At 47.3% G+C, this 24,094-nt stretch carries 23 protein-coding genes; 18 read left to right on the top strand and 5 right to left on the bottom strand.

Features of this window, described 5'->3' with window-relative positions:
- Positions 1 to 194 precede the first annotated feature (194 nt).
- The gene (locus QMA01_RS15760; RefSeq protein ID WP_191716583.1) at positions 195 to 971 is read right to left on the bottom strand and encodes an enoyl-CoA hydratase-related protein; all 777 of its coding nucleotides are present in this window, start codon (positions 969 to 971) and stop codon (positions 195 to 197) included.
- Between the two features lie 101 nt (positions 972 to 1,072).
- Between QMA01_RS15760 and QMA01_RS15765 the strand changes: the two genes are divergently transcribed.
- The gene (locus QMA01_RS15765; RefSeq protein ID WP_191716582.1) at positions 1,073 to 2,689 is read left to right on the top strand and encodes an ABC1 kinase family protein; all 1,617 of its coding nucleotides are present in this window, start codon (positions 1,073 to 1,075) and stop codon (positions 2,687 to 2,689) included.
- 261 nt (positions 2,690 to 2,950) lie between these two features.
- Here the strand turns inward: QMA01_RS15765 and QMA01_RS15770 are convergent, their stop codons facing one another.
- Positions 2,951 to 3,505 (bottom strand): competence protein ComK, encoded by a 555-nt coding sequence (locus QMA01_RS15770; RefSeq protein ID WP_191716581.1) that lies wholly within the window; start codon positions 3,503 to 3,505, stop codon positions 2,951 to 2,953.
- A gap of 177 nt (positions 3,506 to 3,682) precedes the next feature.
- On the opposite strand from QMA01_RS15770, the gene QMA01_RS15775 reads away from it, so the two are divergent.
- The 4 genes from QMA01_RS15775 to QMA01_RS15790 all read left to right on the top strand — a co-directional run bounded on the left by QMA01_RS15775 (position 3,683) and on the right by QMA01_RS15790 (position 10,293).
- The gene (locus QMA01_RS15775) at positions 3,683 to 3,925 is read left to right on the top strand and encodes an IDEAL domain-containing protein (protein WP_191716580.1); all 243 of its coding nucleotides are present in this window, start codon (positions 3,683 to 3,685) and stop codon (positions 3,923 to 3,925) included.
- A gap of 226 nt (positions 3,926 to 4,151) precedes the next feature.
- Positions 4,152 to 6,134 carry an excinuclease ABC subunit UvrB gene (gene uvrB / locus QMA01_RS15780; RefSeq protein WP_290215465.1) on the top strand — a complete coding sequence of 661 codons (1,983 nt, stop codon included), beginning with the start codon at positions 4,152 to 4,154 and terminating at the stop codon, positions 6,132 to 6,134.
- Positions 6,135 to 6,140: 6 nt separating this feature from the next.
- Positions 6,141 to 9,023, top strand: coding sequence for an excinuclease ABC subunit UvrA (gene uvrA / locus QMA01_RS15785; protein ID WP_290215466.1), 2,883 nt, complete (start codon positions 6,141 to 6,143; stop codon positions 9,021 to 9,023).
- 100 nt (positions 9,024 to 9,123) lie between these two features.
- Positions 9,124 to 10,293 (top strand): DUF4097 family beta strand repeat-containing protein, encoded by a 1,170-nt coding sequence (locus QMA01_RS15790; RefSeq protein WP_191716577.1) that lies wholly within the window; start codon positions 9,124 to 9,126, stop codon positions 10,291 to 10,293.
- A gap of 120 nt (positions 10,294 to 10,413) precedes the next feature.
- Here QMA01_RS15790 and QMA01_RS15795 read toward each other — a convergent pair whose 3' ends face one another.
- The 3 genes from QMA01_RS15795 to QMA01_RS15805 all read right to left on the bottom strand — a co-directional run bounded on the left by QMA01_RS15795 (position 10,414) and on the right by QMA01_RS15805 (position 13,478).
- On the bottom strand, positions 10,414 to 10,839 hold the full coding sequence (locus QMA01_RS15795) for a DUF1801 domain-containing protein (RefSeq protein WP_290215467.1): 426 nt from the start codon (positions 10,837 to 10,839) through the stop codon (positions 10,414 to 10,416).
- Positions 10,840 to 10,870: 31 nt separating this feature from the next.
- Positions 10,871 to 12,817: an elongation factor G gene (locus QMA01_RS15800; RefSeq protein WP_290215468.1), complete on the bottom strand. Its 1,947-nt coding sequence runs from the start codon at positions 12,815 to 12,817 to the stop codon at positions 10,871 to 10,873.
- A gap of 97 nt (positions 12,818 to 12,914) precedes the next feature.
- The gene (locus QMA01_RS15805; RefSeq protein ID WP_191716574.1) at positions 12,915 to 13,478 is read right to left on the bottom strand and encodes an N-acetylmuramoyl-L-alanine amidase family protein; all 564 of its coding nucleotides are present in this window, start codon (positions 13,476 to 13,478) and stop codon (positions 12,915 to 12,917) included.
- 167 nt (positions 13,479 to 13,645) lie between these two features.
- Between QMA01_RS15805 and hprK the strand changes: the two genes are divergently transcribed.
- The 13 genes from hprK to hisIE all read left to right on the top strand — a co-directional run bounded on the left by hprK (position 13,646) and on the right by hisIE (position 24,018).
- Positions 13,646 to 14,572 carry an HPr(Ser) kinase/phosphatase gene (hprK, locus tag QMA01_RS15810; RefSeq protein WP_191716573.1) on the top strand — a complete coding sequence of 309 codons (927 nt, stop codon included), beginning with the start codon at positions 13,646 to 13,648 and terminating at the stop codon, positions 14,570 to 14,572.
- Between the two features lie 21 nt (positions 14,573 to 14,593).
- A complete protein-coding gene (lgt, locus tag QMA01_RS15815; protein ID WP_191716572.1) occupies positions 14,594 to 15,406 on the top strand; it encodes a prolipoprotein diacylglyceryl transferase in 813 nt (270 codons plus the stop codon).
- Positions 15,407 to 15,425: 19 nt separating this feature from the next.
- Positions 15,426 to 16,361: a nucleoside recognition domain-containing protein gene (locus QMA01_RS15820; RefSeq protein WP_191716571.1), complete on the top strand. Its 936-nt coding sequence runs from the start codon at positions 15,426 to 15,428 to the stop codon at positions 16,359 to 16,361.
- Positions 16,358 to 17,014 carry a pyrophosphatase PpaX gene (gene ppaX / locus QMA01_RS15825; RefSeq protein WP_191716570.1) on the top strand — a complete coding sequence of 219 codons (657 nt, stop codon included), beginning with the start codon at positions 16,358 to 16,360 and terminating at the stop codon, positions 17,012 to 17,014. Before QMA01_RS15820 ends, ppaX begins: the two co-directional genes overlap by 4 nt.
- Positions 17,011 to 17,523, top strand: a complete 513-nt coding sequence (locus tag QMA01_RS15830) for an acyltransferase (RefSeq protein ID WP_191716569.1) — start codon at positions 17,011 to 17,013, stop codon at positions 17,521 to 17,523. The genes ppaX and QMA01_RS15830 overlap by 4 nt, the downstream gene beginning before the upstream one ends.
- A 131-nt stretch (positions 17,524 to 17,654) precedes the next feature.
- The gene (hisZ, locus tag QMA01_RS15835) at positions 17,655 to 18,812 is read left to right on the top strand and encodes an ATP phosphoribosyltransferase regulatory subunit (protein WP_290215469.1); all 1,158 of its coding nucleotides are present in this window, start codon (positions 17,655 to 17,657) and stop codon (positions 18,810 to 18,812) included.
- Positions 18,812 to 19,438 (top strand): ATP phosphoribosyltransferase, encoded by a 627-nt coding sequence (gene hisG / locus QMA01_RS15840; RefSeq protein ID WP_191716567.1) that lies wholly within the window; start codon positions 18,812 to 18,814, stop codon positions 19,436 to 19,438. The genes hisZ and hisG overlap by 1 nt, the downstream gene beginning before the upstream one ends.
- The gene (hisD, locus tag QMA01_RS15845) at positions 19,435 to 20,718 is read left to right on the top strand and encodes a histidinol dehydrogenase (RefSeq protein ID WP_290215470.1); all 1,284 of its coding nucleotides are present in this window, start codon (positions 19,435 to 19,437) and stop codon (positions 20,716 to 20,718) included. Before hisG ends, hisD begins: the two co-directional genes overlap by 4 nt.
- Positions 20,715 to 21,302 (top strand): imidazoleglycerol-phosphate dehydratase HisB, encoded by a 588-nt coding sequence (gene hisB / locus QMA01_RS15850; protein ID WP_191716565.1) that lies wholly within the window; start codon positions 20,715 to 20,717, stop codon positions 21,300 to 21,302. The genes hisD and hisB overlap by 4 nt, the downstream gene beginning before the upstream one ends.
- Positions 21,299 to 21,928 carry an imidazole glycerol phosphate synthase subunit HisH gene (gene hisH / locus QMA01_RS15855; protein WP_191716564.1) on the top strand — a complete coding sequence of 210 codons (630 nt, stop codon included), beginning with the start codon at positions 21,299 to 21,301 and terminating at the stop codon, positions 21,926 to 21,928. The genes hisB and hisH overlap by 4 nt, the downstream gene beginning before the upstream one ends.
- On the top strand, positions 21,921 to 22,649 hold the full coding sequence (gene hisA, locus QMA01_RS15860; RefSeq protein ID WP_290186615.1) for a 1-(5-phosphoribosyl)-5-[(5-phosphoribosylamino)methylideneamino]imidazole-4-carboxamide isomerase: 729 nt from the start codon (positions 21,921 to 21,923) through the stop codon (positions 22,647 to 22,649). The genes hisH and hisA overlap by 8 nt, the downstream gene beginning before the upstream one ends.
- Entirely contained in the window at positions 22,643 to 23,395 is a 753-nt protein-coding gene (gene hisF / locus QMA01_RS15865; protein ID WP_203340988.1) for an imidazole glycerol phosphate synthase subunit HisF, read from the top strand. Before hisA ends, hisF begins: the two co-directional genes overlap by 7 nt.
- On the top strand, positions 23,392 to 24,018 hold the full coding sequence (hisIE, locus tag QMA01_RS15870; protein WP_290215471.1) for a bifunctional phosphoribosyl-AMP cyclohydrolase/phosphoribosyl-ATP diphosphatase HisIE: 627 nt from the start codon (positions 23,392 to 23,394) through the stop codon (positions 24,016 to 24,018). The genes hisF and hisIE overlap by 4 nt, the downstream gene beginning before the upstream one ends.
- The last annotated feature ends 76 nt before the right edge of the window (positions 24,019 to 24,094 follow it).

Below are 24,094 nucleotides of genomic sequence, written 5' to 3' on the forward strand. Positions count from 1 at the left end.
ATCGGGCCGGCCACGGAGACTCCTGTGGGACAGCGAAAGCTGAAGACCCCGCAGGAACGCAGTGACGAGGAGACTGAAGCTGAGCCCACGGAACGCGAAGTGGCCGGACCGGTTGGGGTATGCACTGCTATTCATTTTGGAAAGACTTTGTCTATAGTCTGAACCGGAGCAGCTATATCAGCTGCTCCGTTTTTTTACTTCCCTTTAAATACAGGTTTCCGTTTTTCGCCGAAAGCAGCCAGGGCTTCGACTCGGTCTTCTGTTGGAATCGTGATTTCATAGGCTTTGCGCTCAATCTGCAAACCTGTCTGCAAATCGGTATTCATGCCATTCTTGATGGCGAATTTTGCTTGTTGGAGAGCGATTGGGCCGTTGGCGAGAATTGAATCGGCAAAAGCACCGGCCACATCAGCCAATTGCTCACGCGTTGCAAGGCGTGTCACCAAACCGTATTCGAGTGCTTCGGCTGATGTCAGGCGGCGGGCAGTCAAAATCAGTTCCATGGCTTTGGCTTCACCGATCAGGCGCGGCAGCCGTTGCGTGCCGCCTGCTCCAGGAATGATTCCCAGGCTGGTTTCCGTCAAGCCGAGCAAGGTGTCGTCTGCAGCAATCCGGAAATCACAAGCAAGCGCCAGTTCCATTCCGCCCCCAAAAGCAAAACCGTTCATCATGGCGATGGTGGGCTGGGGCAGATTTTCGATGGTCGAAAACACTTCACCGATTTTAAAAATATTGCGTTTGACGAGGTCATCGGTCATGGTTTTGCGTTCTTTTAAATCCGCTCCCACACTAAATGCCTTTTCGCCAGCGCCAGTAAAGACCACAACGCGGATATCCGGGTTAATGCGGATTGCTTCGGCCACCTGTCCAAGCTCAAGAAGCATATCATAATTGAAGGCATTCATTGCTTCTGGCCGGTTTAACGTAATAAAGGCTAAATTGTTTCGTTGTTCATAATGAATTGTGTCCATTTTCATCCCCCTTGTGTCATTCCATCCGTAAAAAACATACCACTTTTTGGACTATTTCGCCATCTGTCTCTATAATGAATTCCATGGGAGGGACCGCACTTATGAATCAAATTACATTTATCCGCATCTTCCGGATTGTCTGGCTGGCAGTCAAAATCTTTTTGCAGGTGACGTTCTTCCAAAGAAGAAATCGTGGAAATTGGAGCCCGCTGGTTGAAAAGAGATGGAATGACATGATAACCAAGCAAGCGAAAGAGTATAAGAACCTGGCATTAAAACTGGGTGGCTTGATGATCAAACTTGGCCAATTCTTGTCGACGCGCGCTGACATCATGCCGCCGACATTTCTTGCCGAACTGGAAGGGTTGACTGACCGTGTCCCTTCGGTACCACGGAAAAGCATCGTTTCGGTATTGGAGCAGGAGTGGAATACGCCTCATACAAATTACCTGGATCAATTATCGGATTCAGCAGTAGCATCCGCTTCTATTGGGGAAGTGTATAAAGCGGTATTGAAAAACGGCATGGAAGTAGCCGTTAAAGTCCAACGGCCGGGTACAGACCGCATTTTGCGTGCGGACTTCAAAGCCATCCGCATCGTTATCTGGATGGCCGAAAAATTCACGCCATTCGCGAAGCAAATCGACTTTAAATTACTGTATGTGGAAATGACAGAAACCATCGGCGCTGAATTGAATTTCCTCAAAGAACTTCAAAATGGCCGCGCCTTTGCTGATCGTTTCGATTCGATGGAAGGTGTGCGCATCCCGCTGTATTTCGATGAATTCACGACGCGCCGTGTACTGGTCATGGAATGGATCGAAGGCGCACGCATCACAGATTTAGCCTTTATTGAAAAGAATGAACTGGATCGCCATGAAATTTCCGAGCGGCTATTTATTTTATTCCTGGAGCAGGTATTGTACGGCGGCCAGTTCCATGCAGATCCGCACGGCGGGAATATCCTATTGGAACCGGATGGCGGAATCGTCCTGATCGATTTCGGGATGATCGGCACCATCACACAAAAAGACTCCCAGGCGGTGTTAAGAGCGGCGGAAGGCGTCATTTTTAAGAATTACGATCAAGTGTTGGATTCGCTTGAAGAGCTGCGGTTTCTTTTGCCGCAGGCGGACCGTAAAATTCTAGGAGATGCTATTTCACGGCTCGTCACAGCCTATGAATCCAATGAGCTGTCACAGATGGACAGTTTTGTTGTGGAACGCCTGCTCAACGACATGCAGGAAATCGTTCGGACCCAACCGGTTCAATTGCCCGCGGAATTTGCCTTTTTTGGCAGAGCGGCCTCGATATTCGTCGGCGTTCTTCATGTTTTGGATCCCAATGTGGATCTGTTGGCGCTTGCCCGTCCACGAATCCTGGAATGGGCTTCTTCACAAAAAGAAGGCAAAGGCCTCTTTGGCAAAGAAGATGTCCTTCGTTGGGTGTTGAATGCCACGGGTCCGTTGCGGGTATTGCCGCAGAAAGTCATCAACTATTTGGAAGAGCCTGAACGGATGCGCCATTACCTTGAAAATCGGGACGGCCGGGAACGGGAGCACCGCAGAAATCTGCAATCCCGGATGTTTGCTGGAATATTCACCATTCTATCGTTTTCGGGGATGTCCATTTCAATCTGGTTCTGGAACGAACCTTACCTTTGGGTTTCGTCGGTATTTTTCGTCGGCTCCTTATGGGTGTACCGGTCGATCAAATAAGGTCAACATAATAGTTAAATTTTTTCTAGAGATGCATGAAACAATAAAGAGTTGCCGCCTGCCTTCACATTTAGTGACTGCAGGCGGCAACTCTTTTCAGTTAATTCGCTGATGATCTGGAGCTAGTGGATGGAGCGGAAATACGTCTTGTGAAAAAGCTGGAGAAAGCGAAGGTCCATATGCATAAGGTGGGATATGGAGGCGTTGCGCAGCAAGGGAGTTTTGTATTTACTGAAAGAGAGTGCAATCTTGGAAAGGCAGTCAATCCCGCGGCTGTTCTTTACGTGGAGCAAACGTCCGTTTTGTCACATAAGCCATCGGATGGTTATGGACTCGTTGAGCTTTTTTGAAATACCGGCGCAGGGATCCGGCAAATGAATGCTGATTTCGCAAAGCGATAGGCGAGACATCCAAATATACGGTTTCACCATTGCTTAAGTAGATAATGCTGCCTTTGCCGCTGCTGTCACTTTCAATGAGGTCAATGGCGTCATAATTGAACCAGACGCATTCCTTATTCTTTGGAGAGTGTGTCGGGAAGAAAATAAGCGGATTGCCATAATACTCACCAATGATGATGGGTGGCTTATGTTTTACGCCGACCGCTTTTTGGGCATAAAGAGTGGCGCTTTCAAGAGAGGCACGGTAGAACCGGCAGGAAGTGGTCACTGTTTTATAAACCGTTTCTTCAACCACAAATTCATTACGGTCTTCGATTACGCGCAGACAGGTGCGATGTCCATCCGTATAGGGTAAAAGGGCATACGTATTTGCGCAGATTGTATAAGAAAGCGGCCTGTGATTCTTTTTGCTCATGAAGAATAACCCCCTAAATTTACTTTACATACCTTATTATAATGAAAAATGGAAATTGCACAATGCACATTAGATTGAAAATAAAATATTTTCTATTTGGTTGGAATTTTCAAATAAATCTTGATTTTTTCTATTTGCTTCATGTATACTAATGAAAAGCATTCGGGGTGAAGAAGAATGGAAAACTATTATTCTTATGCTGATTTCATGAAAGCGATGGCTCAAACAAAAAAAATCACGGAAGCGGAAAAACTGCTGAACGACATCTATTTGGATCTGTTCTTGAAACATGTGCACCGCTCCCAACAAGAAGCACAGCTTATGGCCCTAATCGACGAAGCCCTGGATAACAAAGATCAAAAAGCATTTACTATATATACTGCTCAATTACAGACATTGCAGCATGAAGAAACAGAATAAATGGCTGTAAAAAAGCCATAAAAAAGGAAGCGGGAATCCAACCGGCTTCCTTTTTTGTTTTCAAAAATAGAAAGTGGCGAGAGAAGAGGTTGTTTATGCTTTATGTCTGTGGACTGTCTTTTTTTTGCGGATTTCCTTATAAAAAACATACGTTCGCTTTTTGTTAGTGGTTTTTTAGGGCATATGTTAAAGTAGAAGTAACGAAATAAGGGAAGGACGTCTTATCATGAAACAGGAATTCAATCTTCAAGCTCCCTATGAACCGGCCGGCGATCAACCGCAGGCGATTGCCGAATTGACGCAAGGCATCATCAACGGCAAGCGTTGTCAGACTTTATTGGGAGCGACAGGAACAGGTAAGACCTATACGATGTCGAATGTCATTCAGCAGGTCAAAAAGCCGACGCTGGTCATGGCCCACAATAAAACATTGGCAGGTCAGCTCTACAGCGAATTCAAGGAATTTTTTCCTGATAACGCAGTAGAGTATTTTGTCAGTTATTACGATTATTATCAGCCGGAAGCGTATGTTCCTCAGTCGGATACGTTCATTGAAAAAGATGCCAGCATCAATGACGAAATCGACAAGCTGCGCCACTCAGCGACAAGCTCCTTATTTGAGCGGGACGATGTCATCGTCATTGCATCGGTATCCTGTATTTACGGCCTTGGTTCACCGAAGGAATACCGCGAATTGGTCGTTTCTTTGCGTAAAGGAATGGAAATCGAACGCAACCAGTTGTTGCGGAAGCTAGTGGATGTTCAATATGAGCGCAACGACATTAATTTTATTCGCGGAACTTTCCGCGTTCGTGGAGATGTTGTTGAAATCTTCCCGGCCTCACGTGACGAAAGATGTTTGCGCGTCGAATTTTTTGGTGATGAAATTGACCGGATTCGTGAAGTTGATGCATTAACGGGTGAAATTATTGGCGAACGCGACCATGTTGCCATTTTCCCGGCATCCCACTTCGTAACACGTGAAGACAAAATGATTAAAGCGATAGCAAACATAGAAGAGGAATTGGAAGCGCGCCTGAAAGAAATGCGCGCCGAAGACAAATTGCTGGAAGCGCAGCGCTTAGAACAGCGTACGCGCTATGACTTGGAAATGATGCGTGAGATGGGCTTCTGCTCCGGCATTGAAAACTACTCCCGCCATTTGACGCTTCGCCCACCAGGCGCACAGCCTTATACATTGATTGATTATTTCCCAGAGGACTTTCTATTGGTCGTGGATGAGAGCCATGTAACGCTGCCGCAAGTACGCGGAATGTTCAATGGTGACCAGGCACGGAAAAAAGTATTGGTTGATTATGGTTTCCGTCTGCCTTCAGCAATGGATAATCGTCCATTGACGTTCGATGAATTCGAAGAGCATATTAACCAAGCAGTTTTTGTATCGGCAACGCCAGGCCCTTACGAAATGGAACATACTCCGGAAATGGTTGAACAGATTATCCGTCCGACCGGATTGCTTGACCCGACCATCGAAATCCGTCCGATTGAAGGGCAGATAGATGACTTGATGTATGAAATTCGCCAGCGTGCAGAGAATAATGAGCGCGTACTGGTAACGACATTGACCAAGAAAATGTCCGAAGATTTAACAGCCTATTTGAAAGATGCCGGCATCAAAGTCAATTACCTGCATTCTGAGATCAAAACGCTTGAGCGGATCGAAATCATAAGAGAACTGCGGATGGGCGTTTACGATGTGCTCGTCGGGATTAACCTGTTGCGTGAAGGATTGGATATCCCGGAAGTATCTTTAGTGACCATTTTGGATGCTGATAAAGAAGGGTTCCTTCGTTCGGAACGCTCCCTTATCCAAACAATGGGACGGGCGGCACGAAATGCACATGGACACGTCATTATGTACGCGGACAGAGTGACGGATTCCATGCAAAAGGCGATGGATGAAACCACCCGCCGCCGTACGATTCAAGCTGCATATAATGAAAAACATGGCATTACGCCAGTCACCATACAGAAGAAAATCCGTGATGTCATCCGTGCCACTGTTGCAGCGGAAGAGTCCGAGGAATATGTTTCAAAAGCGGTTTCGGGCAAAAAGCTCAACAAAGAAGATCGCATGAAGCTGATTACGCTGCTTGAAACAGAGATGAAAGAAGCGGCAAAAGCGCTTGATTTCGAACGGGCTGCAGAGCTGCGCGATACAGTGCTTGAATTGAAAGCGGAAGGGTGATGAAACTTGAAAAATCAGGAAATACGGATACAAGGCGCACGTGCGCACAATTTAAAAAATATAGACGTTGTCATTCCGCGCGATAAACTTGTGGTCATGACCGGGCTTTCGGGCTCAGGCAAATCATCATTAGCATTTGATACGATTTATGCTGAAGGACAACGGCGTTATGTAGAATCTTTGTCTTCTTATGCCCGCCAATTCTTAGGACAGATGGATAAGCCGGATGTCGATTTGATCGAAGGCTTGTCACCGGCCATTTCCATCGATCAGAAGACCACCAGCAAGAATCCGCGTTCCACAGTAGCGACGGTAACGGAAATATATGATTACATGCGTTTAATGTATGCACGGATCGGCAAACCGATCTGCCCCAATCATGGCATCGAAATTTCATCTCAAACAATTGAAGAGATGGTCGATCGTTTGGTTGTCTATCCGGATCGTACAAAAATGCAGATTTTGGCACCGATTGTTTCGGGCCGAAAAGGAACGCATGTCAAGCTGCTGGAAGACGTTAAAAAACAAGGCTATGTCCGGGTTCGTGTCAATGGGGAATTGATTGATCTGGATGATGACATCACGCTTGATAAAAATAAAAAACATTCGATTGAAGTGGTCATCGACCGCATCGTCATGAAAGAGAACATTGCGCCGCGGCTCAGCGATTCATTGGAATCCGCTTTGCGTTTGGGAGAAGGACGGGTACTGATTGATGTTATGGGAGAGGAAGAATTGCTTTTCAGCGAACATCATGCCTGCCCGATCTGTGGATTCTCAATCGGTGAATTGGAACCGAAAATGTTTTCATTCAACTCGCCTTTCGGAGCCTGTCCTGAATGTGACGGCCTCGGCATGAAGCTGGAAGTTGACCCCGAACTGGTCATCCCTGATTGGAGCGTATCTTTGAATAAAGGTGCGATCGTGCCTTGGCAGCCGACCAGTTCCCAATATTATCCGCAGTTGCTGAAAGCGATTTGCCAGCATTATAAGATTGATATGGATGTTCCTGTCAGCGAGCTGCCGGAAGAACATATCAACGTGATTATGCGCGGCTCAGGAAATGACAAGATCCGTTTCCGCTATGAAAATGATTACGGACAGATCCGGGATAACCACATCTATTTTGAAGGCGTGCTATCCAACGTCGATCGCCGTTACCGGGAAACGTCCTCAGATTATATCCGTGATCAGATGGAGAAATACATGGGTGAACAGCCATGCACCGTTTGTGAAGGCTACCGGTTGAAACCGGAGACGTTGGCCGTTAAGGTCAATGACGTGCACATCGGTAAAGTAACCGAGTTTTCGATCATTGAAGCCAATGAATTTTTTGATGGATTGGTCCTGTCTGAAAAAGACGCTCAAATCGCCAAATTGATCATTCGGGAAATTCAGGAGCGCATTGGATTCCTGATCAATGTTGGTCTTGATTACCTGACCTTGAACCGGGCATCCGGCACTTTGTCCGGAGGGGAAGCACAGCGTATCCGCCTGGCAACCCAAATCGGTTCAAGGCTGACCGGTGTTTTATACATTTTGGATGAACCCTCAATCGGCCTGCACCAACGCGATAATGACCGGCTGATTGAAACCTTGAAAAGCATGCGGGACATCGGCAATACATTGATTGTCGTTGAGCATGATGAAGATACTATGCTGGCCGCTGACTACCTGATCGATGTCGGGCCGGGAGCAGGTGTCCATGGCGGTGAAATCATTGCTGCCGGAACTCCTGAAAAGGTCATGAAAAACAAAAAGTCGTTGACAGGCCAATACTTAAGCGGCAAGAAATTTATTCCATTGCCGGCTGAAAGAAGAATGCCGGACGACCGTAAAATTACGATACGCGGGGCCAACCAAAACAACTTGAAAAAGGTGGATGTTGATATTCCGCTTGGTTTGTTCACTGCCGTAACCGGCGTTTCAGGTTCAGGAAAAAGTACACTCATCAATGAAATTCTATACAAAACACTGGCCCATCGCTTGAACCGGGCCAAAGCCAAACCGGGCCATTTTGATTCAATTGAAGGCACTGAAGGGCTTGAACGGGTCATTGATATCAACCAGTCTCCAATCGGCCGGACGCCACGGTCAAACCCAGCAACCTATACCGGCGTTTTCGATGACATCCGTGATGTCTACGCTACGACCAATGAAGCTAAAGTCCGCGGCTATAAAAAAGGCCGTTTCAGCTTTAATGTCAAGGGCGGTCGCTGTGAAGCTTGCCGCGGAGATGGTATTATAAAAATAGAAATGCATTTCCTTCCGGATGTCTATGTGCCTTGCGAAATTTGCCATGGCAAACGCTATAACCGGGAAACCTTGGAAGTGAAGTACAAAAACAAAAACATTTCCGATATCCTGGACATGACAGCAGAAGACGCTGCTGTATTTTTCGAGAATATCCCGAAAATCAGCCGTAAATTGAAGACGGTTGTAGACGTGGGACTTGGCTATCTGACACTTGGGCAACCTGCAACGACTCTGTCCGGAGGCGAAGCGCAGCGCGTCAAGCTGGCATCCGAGCTGCATAAGCGTTCGAATGGCAAGTCCTTTTATATTCTGGATGAACCGACGACGGGGTTACATGCAGACGATATTTCACGTTTGCTGTTGGTTCTGCAGCGTCTTGTGGATAATGGCGATACCGTTTTGACGATTGAGCACAATTTGGACGTCATCAAGACGGCGGACCATATCATTGACTTGGGGCCTGAAGGTGGAGACAACGGTGGAACCATCTTAGCGACAGGCACACCGGAAGAGATTGCGGCTGTCGAAAGCTCTTATACCGGGAAGTACTTGAAACCGATTCTTGAACGGGATCGGGCGCGTATGGATGCTAAGGTTAAAGGAGCAAGCCGCAGGAAAAAAGTAGTTAAGTGAAACTTTTCGGGCTGCCAAACGTATCATTTAGAAGAAAAGATCTGCTTGTTCAGGTAAGCATCTGCTTGCCTGCAACCAGACAATGAGGAGGCCACAATACATGCAAAGCGAAAAAGAACGCATTTTGGACATGGTTGAGAACGGTACAATTTCAGCGCGGGAAGCCGTTGAGTTGCTGCGCGCTATAGATGGCAGCAGTTCTTCAAATGAGCCGGATTACGGCCGCAACAACCAGAGAGAAAAATCAGGGAAACGCGGATTTTTCAGACCTGAAGATATTATGAAGAAAGTATCGAAAGACTTTTCGAAAAATGTCTCAAAAAATGTCTCGAAAAATGTTTCCCGCGATTTCAACGATTTAGGTGGCCGCATGATGGACTTCATGCAAACATCTGTCGGCAAGTTAAAAACGATGGAATTCGATTCTCCATTTGGTGAAGCAGTTCAATTCACCCACACCTTTAGTGAAGAAATAACAGACCTCAATACAATCATTGCGGATATCGCAAACGGCCAATTGGAAATATTCCCGTCGCAGGACGGGTTGCTGCGTGCAGAATGCAGCGTTAAAGCATATCGCTCAGAATCGCCGGCTCAGGCTAAAGCAGATTTTCTTGATAAGTTCGTCTTTATAGCTGATGACCACAAGTTGCGCATCATCAGTGACTTGAAGACTACTCAAGTGAATGTTGTATTGTACGTGCCGGAAGCTTCTTACGAGCACATCACTGCTCGCTTGTTCAATGGTGGTTTTGCAATGAAACGCGTCGATGCTGCTCTGATCAAAGTGAAAACAGCAAATGGCAAAGTCGATTTGAAGCATGTGGAGTTTGACGATGCTGAACTGGAAACGGCCAATGGTGCTATCCATGTACAGGAAACAAAAGGAAAAGTACTGGAAGCCGAAACCTTGAATGGCCGTATCTACATCGATGGCGATATTCAAACAATCGTTTCCAAATCGTTGAACGGCAATATTGTTGCCACTACAAGATGCAAAGAAGCGCGCAAGTTGGAAACAAAAACTTTGGCTGGCAATGTCGAGCTTTACATCCCTTCTCATTTGCCGCTGAAAGGTGAAGTTTCTTCGAACTTGGGCAAAATGGATGTACTGCTGTCGGACATCGACAGCACCCATGAACAAGGACAGTTTATGCAGAAATCCATTCGTTTCTCCAAACAGGGAACGGAACCAGCTGCGGCTCCTTTATTGGTCTATGGCGAAACGAAAACAGGCTCAGTCCTGCTCCGCTATTTAACCATTGAATAACCATTATCTCGAAACCGGCTCAGATATTCTAAGCCGGTTCTTTTTTATTGTGCATCAAAGCTTCCTCAGATAAGTAGAATTGAAAAAGTCCGGACGGCCTATAAAGGCCATCCGGACTTTTTAATGTGCATCAGGATAAAGTTCCTGCAGAAAATCAATCGACTGTTTAATCAATTGCTTTAGAGTTTCGAGATCGATATCCTCTGTTTTATTAATATAAACACAGGCTTTGCCGCTGGTATGCTTGCCTAATTTCTCGAGAAGCGTTTCGCGTTTCTCGTCTCCAGTTGCAAAATAGAGGCTAATCTTCGCTTTGCGAGGAGAAAAACCGACTAATGGAGCATCTCCTTGATGGCCAGTTTTGTACACGTAATGATAAGAACCAAAGCCGATGATGCTCGATCCCCACATTTTGGCTGGAAATCCGCTTGCCTGTTCAAATAGTTCCAGCAGCTTGTATGCATCCTGCCGCTTTTTAGGATTTTCGACCGCTTCGATGAATTCAATGACGTCGGCGTCGTTTTCTTTTGTTTTTGGTTCATACATGGCCCATCCCTCTTTTCTGTCGGATGTGGTCTTACAGACAATGCATAGCCTGTTCAGCTTCATCCCATGGCACTTTATAGCCTTGGCCTTTCGCACAAAAGATGGAAGTGGAAGTGTAGAGGGGATCTGCGTTTTTGTCATACCCAATCCGGGCAATCACTTCATCTTCATTATGACAGAAATCATACCCGTCGAACAGCAGGCTGAGCGCTCCTTTGCCATGAGTAAATGCTGCGAATTCCGAACTGTAATTCATGAATGTAGCAACGGGAACACGGCCGGTAATCATCGTTTTCCGGCCTGTTGTTTCAGGCGCTGAAAAGCTGCCATAAGCCTGTTGAATGTCAGACAGCACTTTCCCCATCTGGTCAGTATTGACTTTGATTTTGAAATGATACACCGGTTCGAGCAACCGATTTTGTGCTTGTTCCAAGCCTTGCCGAAGTGCGCGGAATGCAGCTTCCCGAAAATCGCCGCCAGCCGTGTGCTGGTTATGCCCGCGACCGGTCACTAAAGTCGCTTTGACATCGGTTACCGGAGAACCAGTCAATAAACCGTGGTGTGCACGTTCATTCAAATGATGAAGAACCAGGTTTTGGTGGCCGACAGATAAAGCATCCGCATGGCAGGTGTTGTCTAATTGAAAGCCGCTGCCGCGCTCTCCCGGTTCCAACTTCAGATGAACTTCCGCATAATGCCGCAGTGGTTCAAAATGTCCGTAACCCATGACGGAAGACGCAATGGTTTCTTTGTAAAGAATTTCTGGATTACCGAACCCGACACGATAACCAAATCGTTCCAGCACAACTTGTTCAAGAACTTCCAATTGAATGGTTCCCATCACTTGAATCTGGATTTGTTGAAAATACTCATCCCAAAAAACAGACAGGGAAGGATCTTCGGCACCCAGCATCCGAAAGCTGGTTAACACTTCTTTAGGAGAAAGGGAGGCATCAAAAAGGACTGTTGATTTCAAGGTGGGAACCAAACCGAAATCAGCTTTCTCCTGTAGGGCGCCCACCGAATCGCCAACGGACGCTTCGGTTAATCCGGAGACAGCAAACAGTTCTCCTGCCTGTACTTGGTCTGCTGTCAGGAATTTCTGTCCGTTGTATAGGCGGATTTGTGTGACTTTTTCTTCAAGACGCTTGGTCCCATATATCAGTTTATCGCGGACTTGAAGCGTTCCGCTGAATGCTTTGAGAAAACTGAGGCGATTGCCGTTTTCATCATGCCGGATTTTGTAGATTAACGCACCGAATTCCTCGCTTTCGGAATAGGAACCGACCGTCAACAGGTCCAATTGCATGAGGAATTCGCGGATGCCAGTGTCCTGCAAAGCAGAACCGCTGGCAGCTGGAAAGAGTCGCTTGTCCGCGATCATCTGTTGGAAAGCCTCCAACCAAAGAGTCTCTTCGTATCCGGATTCCAGATAATGGGTCAACAAGGCTTCGTCCCGTTCAGCAATGAATTCTATCAGCTCTTCAGTCATAGTTCCGTTATGAAAAGAGCTTGTCAGATCGAAAGCATCATCGGTGAAGTTCAAGCGGATCTCATCGAGTACGGCGGAAGGGTCTGCGCCTTCACGATCTACTTTGTTAATAAAGAAAAAGACCGGTACTTTATATTTTTGCAGCAACTGCCAGACGGTTTCAGTATGCCCTTCAATGCCATCGACTGCACTGATGATGACAATAGCGTAATCCATAACTTGAATCGAACGTTCCATCTCTGGGGAAAAATCGACATGTCCGGGTGTATCTATCAGAAAGTAAGTTGAATTGTTGAAGGAAAAATGGGCTTGGTCAGCAAAAATAGTGATGCCACGGCTTTTTTCAATGGCGTGGCTATCGAGAAAAGCATTTTGGTGATCAACCCGCCCACGCTCACGGATGCTTTTTGTGTGGTACAGCAATTGTTCTGAGAACGTAGTCTTGCCGGCATCAACATGCGCAAGAATACCAATGGTTTTGTTCATAAGATCACCTCTTTAATTTCAGTTTAGCAGAATCTATCGCCCCTAATACGAAAAAAAGCGAAAGCCGCTTTGGCTTTCGCGTTCCAATAAGTCAAACTCACTTCGATAAGGGCAAACGGTTTGCTTCAAAACAGGCAATTCCGAAACAGATCCCTTGGGCACAGCTTTTCCGGTATGCGGCTGATTTAAGCAGTTCAACTTCCTGCTTATGGGTCATAAAGCCACATTCCACTAAAATGGCCGGCATGTGCGTATCCCGCAGCACAGCGAAATCAGCTTGTTTGACGCCGCGGTCTTTTCGTCCAGTCGCCAACACCAGTGAGTTCTGGATAAACTGAGCCAATTGGCGGGTGGCTGTTTGCGGCTGAGTGTAAGTGAAAGTTTCGAGTCCATTGGCAGAATTGAATGTTTGGCCCATGGCATTGGCATGGATGGAAACGAACAAGTCCACTTTCAAGCGATTGGCCAGACTGACACGCTCGTGCAAAGGAACATCCACATTCGCCTGATGGCTGAAAAAAACAGTATGGCCGTCTAAAAATAAACGCTTTTTGACTTCTTCCGCCACTGCAGAATTGAAATGGAATTCCCTTAGTCTGCCATCCGGTGAACGCTTGCCTGGCGTCTCAGGGCCGTGTCCGGCATCAATCATAATCTTCATGATGAAAACCCTCCTTTTGCCGGATATATAGCTCGGTAAAGGAGGAAAGGGGACAAAAATCTTCAAATTTGTTTTATCCATGTTAAAATAAAAGCAAACCGCATGGGAATAAAACAACTTCGATGAAAATTCGAAATAATATGTGGATAAGGAATGAGGGGTAATAAATGGGACAAGTAACAACAAAACAAGTGATGGAAACGTTCGAGCTGGATTTGATCAGCGGAGAAGAAGGCATCGGCCGCCATATTCCCATCAGTGATATTTCAAGACCCGGTTTGGAAATGGCCGGCTATTTCACTCATTATCCAGCAAACCGTGTACAATTGCTCGGCAAAACCGAGCTTTCTTTTTTTGCCATGCTGACACCGAAAGAACGGTTGGACCGCATGATGAAACTGTGCACGGACGATACGCCGGCTATTATCGTGTCACATGGCGTTCCGGTTCCGGAAGAATTGGTTATCGCGTCTAGCAATCGGCATGTTCCGGTGATGACTACGACCATGTCGACCACACGTTTCTCCAGTTTGTTGACGAATTTCCTGGAAAGCCAATTGGCTCCGACTACAGCCATTCATGGTGTCTTGGTTGATATTTATGGGGTAGGCGTCTTGCTGACAGGAAAAAGTGGCGTCGGAAAAAGTGAGACGGCGCTTGAGTTGGTCAAAAAAGGCCATCGCCTGGTAGCGGATGATTGCGTAGAAATCCACCAAGAAGGGGAAAATACTCTGGTTGGCCATCCGCCTAAACTGATTGAACACCTTCTCGAAATCCGTGGAGTCGGCATCATCGATATTATGACTTTATTTGGAGCGAGCGCTGTCCGTACCTTTAAACGAATTTCCCTGGTCATTGACCTGGAACTGTGGGATCCGGATAAGACCTATGACCGCCTTGGACTGGAAGAGGAAAAGATGAAAATCATCGACACGCACTTAACGAAACTGACAATTCCTGTTCGTCCCGGACGGAACTTATCCGTCATTATCGAAGTGGCAGCGATGAACTACCGCCTCAAACGGATGGGCGTCAATGCCGCTGAAGAATTTTCTAAGCGTTTGGATGACGTCATTGCTCAAGATACAAACTAAGCGAATGGGTAGGTGCACAGGATGTTTTCAATATTAGCTTCAATAGACCCGGTCGCGTTTTCACTCGGTCCGATTTCGGTCCGGTGGTACGGCGTCATCATCGCAACAGGCATTGTCATTGCCTTTCTGGTGGGGCAGCGTGAAATGGTCAAGCGGGGATTGCACCCTGAATATTTAACGGATCTATTGATTTGGGCGGTGCCGTTGGCTATCGTCGGTGCCCGGATTTACTATGTAGCATTTGAATGGGAACATTACAAAGACAATCCTGGTGAAATCATTGCCATCTGGAATGGCGGAATCGCCATCCATGGTGCTTTGATTGCATCGGTGATTGTGGCTTATCTGTTCACCAAAAAGCGCAATACCTCCTTTTTGAAAGTAGCAGATATCTTAGCACCCAGTATTCTGATCGGCCAGGCAATTGGCCGATGGGGCAATTTCATCAACCAGGAAGCGCATGGCGGAGAAGTGTCACGGACGTTTCTGGAAAACCTGTTCATTCCGGATTGGATCATCAATCATATGTACATAGATGGAGCTTACTACCACCCGACGTTCCTGTATGAATCCATGTGGAGCCTGGTGGGCATCATCATTTTGCTGTTGCTGCGTAAAGTGAATTTGGTGCGTGGCGAAATGTTTTTCTTCTATATGATTTGGTATTCTGTGGGCCGCTTCTTTATCGAAGGAATGCGGACAGACAGCCTCTATGTGGTCGGTGAACTTCGTGCCGCACAATTGGTCTCGGTTATTGCCGTTGTTATCGCTGTGGTGCTTATCATATACCGCAGAGTAGCAATCAAAAATCCGCCGCATTATAAAGACAAATAACCTGGAAAGAAGCGATCAGATGTCAACGTTGAAAAATGGATTGAAAGCAGGATTGAAGACGACTTGGTCATTGGGGAAGATCATTTTCCCGATTACCCTCCTCGTCACCATGCTTCAATATACACCGGTTCTGCCTTTTATCATTGATTTAGTAGCGCCGATTATGGGCTTGTTCGGTTTAAGTGGAGATGCCGCCATTCCGCTGGTTCTGGGGAACGCGCTGAATCTGTATGCCGGTATCGCCGGTATCCTGTCATTGGAACTGACGGTCAAGGAAGTGTTTATTCTGGCCGTCATGCTGTCATTCTCACATAATATTTTCATTGAGACGGGCGTAGCGCTGAAAGTAGGCGTCAAACTGTGGGTAGTGCTGGTGGTCCGTTTCGGTCTTGCTGGACTGTCCGCTATCCTGATCAATTTATTTTGGAAAGGCGGCGGCGAAATAGCACAGTATGGCTTTGCTCCTGAAGCTGCTGCTGTGCCAGAAAGCTGGCTGGCGATTTTCCTGATCGGGCTTGAGAAAGCATCGTTTGGCGTTCTGCAATTGGCAATGATCGTCATTCCCTTGATGCTCATGATTCAAATTTTGAAAGACAAGCAGTATCTTCAGAAAATATCCTCTATGCTGGGGCCGTTGACACGCCTGCTGGGGGTAGAAAAAAACGCTTCCCTGACACTTGCTTCCGGACTGATATTTGGGCTGGCCATGGGAGCGGGTGTGATGATTCAAGCAGTGCAGGAAGACGGCGTCAGCAAAAAAGATGCGACTTTGGTCTTCATCTTCCTGGTTGCCTGCCATGCCATCGTGGAAGATACGCTGATTTTTATTCCACTCGGCATCCCGATATGGCCGCTGCTGGCGATTCGCGTCGTCACCGCCTTGGCCTTAACGATTTTCGTTTCCTATATGTGGCGTAAAGCGGAAGAAAAAGAGAAGGGTGTGGTTTCCACGTGACGACGAAAAAAATCAATACGTTATTGTTCGATTTTGATGGCACTTTGCTGGATACCAATGAATTGATTATCCAGACCTTTCTGGCAGTATTGGATGAACATTATCCTGGCCGTTTTGGCCGTGAAGAAGTGCTGCATTTTATCGGTCCGTCGCTGAAACAGACATTTACAGCGATTGATCCGGAGCGTGTGGAAGAGTTGACGGAACAATACCGCGCCTTGAACCGGACAATGCACGATGAATTGGTGGAAGAATACGACGGTGTGGCGGAAACGCTGCGACTGCTGAAAGCACAAGGGCTGAAAATGGCGATCGTCTCGACTAAAAGAAGCGATACAATCCGTCATGGACTAAACCTGATGGGCGTCAGTGATGTTTTCGATGTGCTGATTGGCCTGGATCATGTCAGCAATCCAAAACCAGACCCGGAACCCTTGCATCTGGCTTTGGAACAATTAGCTGCATCTCATGATGAAGCTTTGATGATCGGCGATAATTCGCATGATATTGAAGGCGGCAAAAATGCCGGAGTCCGGACGGCTGGCGTTGCCTGGTCAGCAAAAGGCGAAGACTACCTGGCTAGTTTCAATCCCGATTATATGCTTCAGCACATCAGTGATTTATTGGAGCTGACAAAAGAGGCAGTGAAATGAGAAATACACAACGGCATTTTGTCGATGGCCCCAACTCGCTTTGGCATATTTACAAAACGGTTCCTTTCTGGAAGGTGGCTAAAAATTTTATGGTGATCCAAACCGCCAGATATACGCCGTTTTTGCCGATGAAAAATTGGATGTACAAGACTTTTCTTAAAATGAAAATTGGTGAACATTCCTCTTTTGCATTAATGGTCATGCCGGATGTTATGTTTCCGGAGCGGATTACGGTCGGCAAAAATTCAGTGATCGGCTATAACACGACGATTTTGGCACATGAATATTTAATAGATGAATACCGGCTCGGCGACGTAGTCATTGGAGACCGCGTCATGATCGGAGCAAATACCACGATTTTGCCCGGCATCACCATCGGAAACGGCGCGATTGTTTCCGCTGCCACGCTCGTCCATAAAGATGTGCCAGCTGGAGCTTTTGTCGGGGGAAATCCGATGAACATCATCTATACAGCTGAACAAATGGCGGAGCGCCAAGCAAAATCCTGAAAGCATCTTGTGCTTTCAGGATTTTTTTCGAGGTTATCCCTTGACGATGGATGGAAAAATGCGCTAAAATAATATTACTTCACCACATTAGCGAACTAAAGTAAAATAACCAATATTAGGGAGTTTTATGAATGACTATACAAATGTTTGAAAAACCATTAGGCATGAGAGACGATTTTCCATTCATCGCTAAAAAGAAAGCGGAGCTCCGTTCGAATGGAACCGCCATTATCCAGCAAGCAGGCTATGACCTGTTGCAAACACCAACACTTGAATACTATGAAACCATAGGCAAAATTTCTGCCATTGCAGATAATGCCTTATTCAAATTATTGGACAGCCAAGGTGAAACTTTGGTTTTGCGTCCGGACATGACGTCACCGATTGCACGGGTTGCCGCTTCAAAATTATTGAAAGAAAAAATGCCGGTGCGGCTTGGCTATTATTCAAACGTCTTCCGTGCCCAGAAGCGTGAAGGCGGACGCCCCGCAGAATTTGAACAAATGGGCGTAGAACTGATCGGCGATGATTCCTTGTATGCGGATGCTGAGGTGATCATTCTCGCGTGGAACGTCCTAAAGAACCTGGATATTAAATCCAGCCGTTTTGTTATTGGCCATACACAATTGCTGCAGCTGATCCTTGAAGATTTTGGTTTGGATCAGGAACAAATTGAGAAAGTGCATAGCGCTTTCGTTTCCAAGAACAGCGTCGGTTTTGAAAGTTTGGCCAAGCAGTTGCCGATCGAGCCTTCCAGACTGGAATCGTTTGTCGGCTTGATGTCAACGTCAACTGTCGAAGAATGGCAGCAATGGATCGATCCGGCCAATACCAAGCAGACTTCGTTATTCGAAGACATGAAAAAGTTGAAGAACATATTGGAGCGCAGCGGTTTGGCCGATGCGGTTACATATGACTTATCGTTTAACAGCCACATGACCTATTACACCGGTTTGGTGTTTGAAGTATATGGAGCAGGCAGCGGATTTCCGCTCGGCAACGGAGGACGCTATGACGGCTTGATGAAGCAATTCGGGCTTCAGGTCGGCGCAACCGGTTTTGGACTGCGTGTCGACCGCCTGTTGGAAATCATTTCTGCCGATGCCGAACAGGAAAACCATACCTTGATTCTTTTTGATGAACCCAATGAAGAACGGGCGTTTGACAAAGCGCAGAAGCTTCGCGGCGAAGGCGTACGGGTTACGCTGCAATTCGCGCCAGCAGTTCTGGCTATAGATGAATTCAGCGCTTTGTTCAGTGATGTCCTACGAATGGAAGGTGCCAATTGATGGATGCATTAACGATTGCAATGCCTAAAGGCCGTATATTTGAAGAAGCATACGAATTATTGGTGAAGGCAGGCTATGATTTGCCGAAAGAACTCGACGATTCGCGGAAATTGATTGTTGAAGCGCCAAATGAGAACATCCGCTTTATCCTTTCCAAGCCGATGGACGTTCCTGCCTATGTGGAACACGGAGTCGCGGATATCGGCATTGCCGGGAAAGACGTCATGCTCGAGCATGACCGGGATGTCTATGAATTATTGGATCTTGGCATCAGCCGTTGCTATATCGCGACTGCCGGTATGCCCGATACACCGATGAATGAAGTGACGCCGCGGGTAGCGACCAAATATCCGAAAGTGGCTTCACAATATTATAGAGGAAAAGGCGAACAAGTCGAAATCATCGAATTGAACGGTTCGATTGAATTGGCGCCGATGATCGGCTTGGCAGACCGCATTGTGGATATCGTCTCGACCGGCAAAACCTTGAAGGAAAACGGGTTGGTAGAATACGAGAAAATCGTCGACATCACATCGCGTTTAATTGCCAATCCGGTCAGTTACCGTTTGAAGCAGAAGCGCATTACCGAACTTGTGGAGAACTTGAGAAAGCAGGCAAGCTTATGAAAATAACTCGTTTGTCAGCAGGAATTTCCATCAGAAGAACAATTGCAGAAGGAACCGGCCAGCAGGTTGCGGCGGTAAAAGATATTATCCAGGACGTTCGGGAAAATGGTGATCAGGCGATGTTCCGTTACGCTGAAAAATGGGACGGTGCTAACCTATCATCCTTGCGTGTAACAGAAGTAGAAATTGAACAAGCAGTCGCGCGTTTTGACCGCCAACTGCTGGAGGATCTGACGGAAGCAGCGACGAATATCCGCAAATACCATGAAAGCCAGCAACAGCAGGGATACAGGCTGGACAACGAGGACGGTTCGTATGTTGCCCAGCGTGTCACCGCCATCGAATCTGCGGGGCTTTATGTACCAGGCGGAACTGCTGCTTATCCTTCATCCGTGTTGATGAACGTCATTCCTGCACAGGTAGCGGGCGTTTCCCGCATCGTTTTGATTTCGCCTCCAGGCAAAGACGGCACCTTGTCCGACGGAGTGTTGGCAGCGGCCCATATCCTGGGCATTTCGGAAGTCTATAAGTCAGGCGGTGCCCAAGCCATTGCGGCACTGGCTTACGGCACACAGTCCATTGCTCCGGTCGATAAAATTACCGGTCCCGGCAATATCTTTGTCGCGTTGGCGAAACGGGAAGTCAACGGCGATGTCGCCATCGATATGATTGCAGGGCCGAGTGAAATTGCTGTAATCGCTGACGACACGGCTTATGCCGATGAAGTCGCAGCAGATCTATTGTCACAGGCAGAACACGATCCGATGGCCAGTGCGGTACTGTTGACGATAAGCGAAAGCTTAGCCGATGCGGTTTCCAAAGAAGTGGACCGGCAACTGGCTCTTTTGCCACGTGAAGCCATCGCCAGCCCTGCGATTGCAGATCATGGCATGATTTACCTGGGAGAGACGATGGAAGAGCTGGTTGCAGCTGCGAATCAATTGGCTCCTGAACACTTGGAAATCATGACGGAGGATGCAGAAGCGGTGGCAGACAAAATCCACCACGCCGGTGCCATTTTTATCGGACGCTATTCATCCGAGCCGATCGGCGATTATTTTGCGGGAACCAACCATGTATTGCCGACCAACAGCACGGCTCGTTTCTCGAGCGCATTATCTGTTTATGATTTTATTAAACGAACCAGCATTGTCCGCTACAGCGAGCAAGCTTGGCAAACAAATAAAGATAAAATCGCCCGTCTGGCGCGCCTTGAAGGATTGGAAGGCCATGCGCGTGCAGTCGAATCGCGGTCGTGGGAAAAGGGGAATGAACAATGAGACAAGCTGAAATCAAACGCAATACCAATGAAACCAAAGTAGCCATCAACTTTTCATTGGATGGAGAAGGCAAATCAACCATCGATACAGGCGTTCCATTCATGGACCATATGCTGGACCTGTTCATCAAGCACGGCTTGTTCAATGGCGATATTAAAGCGGATGGGGACACCCATATCGATGATCACCACACAACAGAAGACATCGGCATCGTGCTTGGCCAGGCTGTTAAAGAAGCTCTTGGCGATAAAAAAGGCATCCGCCGTTACGGCAATGCATTTGTGCCGATGGATGACGCGCTGGCACAAGTGGTCATCGACTGTTCCAACCGGCCGCATCTGGAGTTCCGCTGCGAACTTCCAAATGAAAAAGTGGGGACATTCGATACGGAGCTGGTGCAGGAATTCCTGTGGAAATTCGCGCTGGAATCACGTATGAATGTCCATGTCATCGTCCACTACGGAAAAAATACACACCACATCATCGAAGCAGTGTTCAAGGCATTGGCACGGGCACTGGATGAAGCGACAAGCATTGACCCGCGTGTCAAAGGAGTTCCGTCCACAAAGGGGCTGTTGACATGATCATCGGCATCATCGATTACGGCATGGGCAATTTGTTCAGCGTCGAACAGGCTTTGAAAAAACTGGATTGCACGGTGATCGTTTCGGATGATCCGGCTGTACTGCTGGAAGCGGAAGGGATTCTGCTGCCGGGAGTCGGTGCATTTCCGGATGCAATGGAGCTTCTGAACCAAAAAGGCCTTTCAGCCTTCATCCAATCGCTGCCGGAGAAAAACATTCCGCTACTTGGAATCTGCCTCGGCATGCAATTATTATATGAAGACAGTTCTGAAGTAAAACCGACCAAAGGACTGGGCTTGCTGACGGGACAAATCCGCCGTTTTGAAAAAGGCACCTACCGGATTCCGCATATGGGCTGGAACCGCCTCGAATTTTCACGTGTACCTTATTGGCTGGATGAAGTCTTGAGCGATACCCATGTCTATTTTGTCCATTCTTTTTTGGCGGTCAATACAGATGAACAGGAAATTTGGGCAACTGCAAGTTACGGGAACCATGACGTGCCGGGAGTGGTCGGCAATGGGTTGATTACAGGCATGCAGTTTCATCCGGAAAAATCCGGCGACTTCGGCCATTATTTATTGGAACAGTGGATCGCAAATGTCAGGAGGAACCTAAATGACTAACTTTCAAATCTATCCTGCAATCGATTTGCGGGATGGCAAATGTGTACGTCTTTTCCAGGGGGATTATGCCCAGGAAACCATCTACGGCGATTCGCCTGTGGATATGGCGAAAAAATTCGTAGAAGCAGGCGCACAGTGGATACATATGGTCGATTTGGACGGAGCCAAAGACGGCGTCCGGATCAACGACCAAGTCGTGATCGAAGCAGCCAAACTGGGAGCTAAAGTGCAGGTGGGCGGAGGTATCCGGACACGTGAAGACATCCAGCATTATTTATCGAATGGGGTAGCGCGTGTCATTATCGGAAGCCTTGCCATCCGCAACCCGGAACTTGCAGTGTCGTTCATCGAGGAGTTCGGTGCTGACCGCATCGTCATCGGCATTGATGCTAAAAATGGCATGGCTGCTACAGAAGGATGGATTGAAACATCCGGACAGGCTGCGACGGAAGTGGCGAATTATTTCGCTTCAAAAGGCGCTAAGCATTTCATCTACACGGATATTGCAACAGACGGCACGCTGGCCGGACCGAATATCAAAGCCAATCAAGCGTTGGTTGAAGCTGAAGACGCACAAGTGATTGTCTCCGGCGGCATCGGTTCACTGGAAGATATCCGCAACGTCAAGCAAGCATCTAGTGACAGCAACATCGCAGGTGTGATTATCGGAAAAGCCTTATATGAAAACCGTTTTACATTGGAGGAGGCTTTGTCATGCTGACAAAACGCATTATTCCGTGCCTGGATGTCAAAGAAGGGCGCGTCGTCAAAGGCGTCAGCTTCGTTTCATTGCGTGACGCAGGAGATCCTGTTGAACTGGCACGTTTCTACGATAAGCAAGGAGCGGACGAACTGGTGTTTCTTGATATCTCTGCTTCTCATGAGGGGAAAGAAACTATGGTGGAAGTAGTCAAAATTGTTGCGACCGAGCTTTCCATTCCGTTTACGGTAGGCGGCGGCATCCGCAGCCTTGAGGACATGAAACGTATGCTGCGTGCAGGTGCTGACAAAGTATCCTTGAACACAGCGGCTTTGGACCGTCCGGAGTTAATCAAAGAAGGTGCTGATTTCTTCGGTTCCCAGTGCATCGTCGTCGCCATTGATGCCAAGAAAAACGGCGACAGCTGGGACGTCTATACACATGGCGGCCGCAATAAAACCGAATGGAATGCCATTGAATGGGCAAAAAAGAGCGTGGAACTCGGAGCCGGCGAACTGCTGTTGACGAGCATGGACAAAGACGGATCGAAAGACGGTTTTGACCTGGAATTGACGCAGGCTGTGCGCGAAGCGGTCGAAGTGCCGGTTATTGCGAGCGGCGGTGCAGGAAATAAAGAGCATTTCAGCGAAGTATTTAAAGCGGTGGATGCCGATGCCGCATTGGCTGCATCCATTTTCCATTACAAAGAAACCAGCGTGGCTGAAGTCAAAGAATATCTACGGAAAGAGGGAGTGAATGTCCGATGACAACGATTCAATATGACCAAGACGGGCTGATTCCCGTTATTATCCAGAACGCAGAAACAAAAGAAGTACTGACTTTGGCATATGCCAATGAAGAAGCAGTCCAAAAAACCATGGATACCAATGAAACGTGGCTTTATTCAAGAAGCCGCAAGGAATTATGGAACAAAGGCGCAACCAGCGGAAACACACAACAAGTGACAGCGGTGCGTTTGGACTGTGACGGCGATTCACTGATCTATGAAGTGATTCCAAATGGTCCTGCTTGCCATACAGGCAAAGACAGCTGTTTCTTTGAAACAATCCACGGAGAACGCAATGAATCTCCAGGGGATATTTTCGCCCAATTGACATCGTTAATTAAAACGCGTGAAGAAGAAATGCCTGAAGGCGCCTATACCACCTATCTGTTTGAAGAAGGGGTAGACAAAATCTGTAAAAAAGTGGGCGAAGAAGCGGCTGAAGTAATCATTGCAGCCAAGAATCGTGATGCACAGGAGCTGTCGATGGAAACCGCTGATTTGTTCTATCATGTGTTGGTTCTGCTGCAAGAGCAAAAAGTGGGAATCAGCCAGGTGGTTGACGTACTAAAAGAGCGCCACGCTGTAAAAACGACAAGTAAATAACACGGAAATATGCTATAATTACAGCACATTTGAGTATAGGGACGATTCTGATCGTTCCTTTTACTTTTTCGGAGGC

The sequence above is a fragment of the Planococcus notacanthi genome (assembly GCF_030407825.1).
Classification (GTDB): Bacteria; Bacillota; Bacilli; order Bacillales_A; family Planococcaceae; genus Planococcus; species Planococcus notacanthi.

Coding starts and splice junctions, on each gene's coding strand:
- QMA01_RS15760 (WP_191716583.1), bottom strand. CDS start 971: ATGGACACAATTCATTATGAACAACGAAACAATTTAGCCTTTATTACG.
- QMA01_RS15765 (WP_191716582.1), top strand. CDS start 1,073: ATGAATCAAATTACATTTATCCGCATCTTCCGGATTGTCTGGCTGGCA.
- QMA01_RS15770 (WP_191716581.1), bottom strand. CDS start 3,505: ATGAGCAAAAAGAATCACAGGCCGCTTTCTTATACAATCTGCGCAAAT.
- QMA01_RS15775 (WP_191716580.1), top strand. CDS start 3,683: ATGGAAAACTATTATTCTTATGCTGATTTCATGAAAGCGATGGCTCAA.
- uvrB (WP_290215465.1), top strand. CDS start 4,152: ATGAAACAGGAATTCAATCTTCAAGCTCCCTATGAACCGGCCGGCGAT.
- QMA01_RS15790 (WP_191716577.1), top strand. CDS start 9,124: ATGCAAAGCGAAAAAGAACGCATTTTGGACATGGTTGAGAACGGTACA.
- QMA01_RS15795 (WP_290215467.1), bottom strand. CDS start 10,839: ATGTATGAACCAAAAACAAAAGAAAACGACGCCGACGTCATTGAATTC.
- QMA01_RS15800 (WP_290215468.1), bottom strand. CDS start 12,817: ATGAACAAAACCATTGGTATTCTTGCGCATGTTGATGCCGGCAAGACT.
- QMA01_RS15805 (WP_191716574.1), bottom strand. CDS start 13,478: ATGAAGATTATGATTGATGCCGGACACGGCCCTGAGACGCCAGGCAAG.
- hprK (WP_191716573.1), top strand. CDS start 13,646: ATGGGACAAGTAACAACAAAACAAGTGATGGAAACGTTCGAGCTGGAT.
- lgt (WP_191716572.1), top strand. CDS start 14,594: ATGTTTTCAATATTAGCTTCAATAGACCCGGTCGCGTTTTCACTCGGT.
- QMA01_RS15820 (WP_191716571.1), top strand. CDS start 15,426: ATGTCAACGTTGAAAAATGGATTGAAAGCAGGATTGAAGACGACTTGG.
- QMA01_RS15830 (WP_191716569.1), top strand. CDS start 17,011: ATGAGAAATACACAACGGCATTTTGTCGATGGCCCCAACTCGCTTTGG.
- hisZ (WP_290215469.1), top strand. CDS start 17,655: ATGACTATACAAATGTTTGAAAAACCATTAGGCATGAGAGACGATTTT.
- hisG (WP_191716567.1), top strand. CDS start 18,812: ATGGATGCATTAACGATTGCAATGCCTAAAGGCCGTATATTTGAAGAA.
- hisD (WP_290215470.1), top strand. CDS start 19,435: ATGAAAATAACTCGTTTGTCAGCAGGAATTTCCATCAGAAGAACAATT.
- hisB (WP_191716565.1), top strand. CDS start 20,715: ATGAGACAAGCTGAAATCAAACGCAATACCAATGAAACCAAAGTAGCC.
- hisH (WP_191716564.1), top strand. CDS start 21,299: ATGATCATCGGCATCATCGATTACGGCATGGGCAATTTGTTCAGCGTC.
- hisA (WP_290186615.1), top strand. CDS start 21,921: ATGACTAACTTTCAAATCTATCCTGCAATCGATTTGCGGGATGGCAAA.
- hisF (WP_203340988.1), top strand. CDS start 22,643: ATGCTGACAAAACGCATTATTCCGTGCCTGGATGTCAAAGAAGGGCGC.
- hisIE (WP_290215471.1), top strand. CDS start 23,392: ATGACAACGATTCAATATGACCAAGACGGGCTGATTCCCGTTATTATC.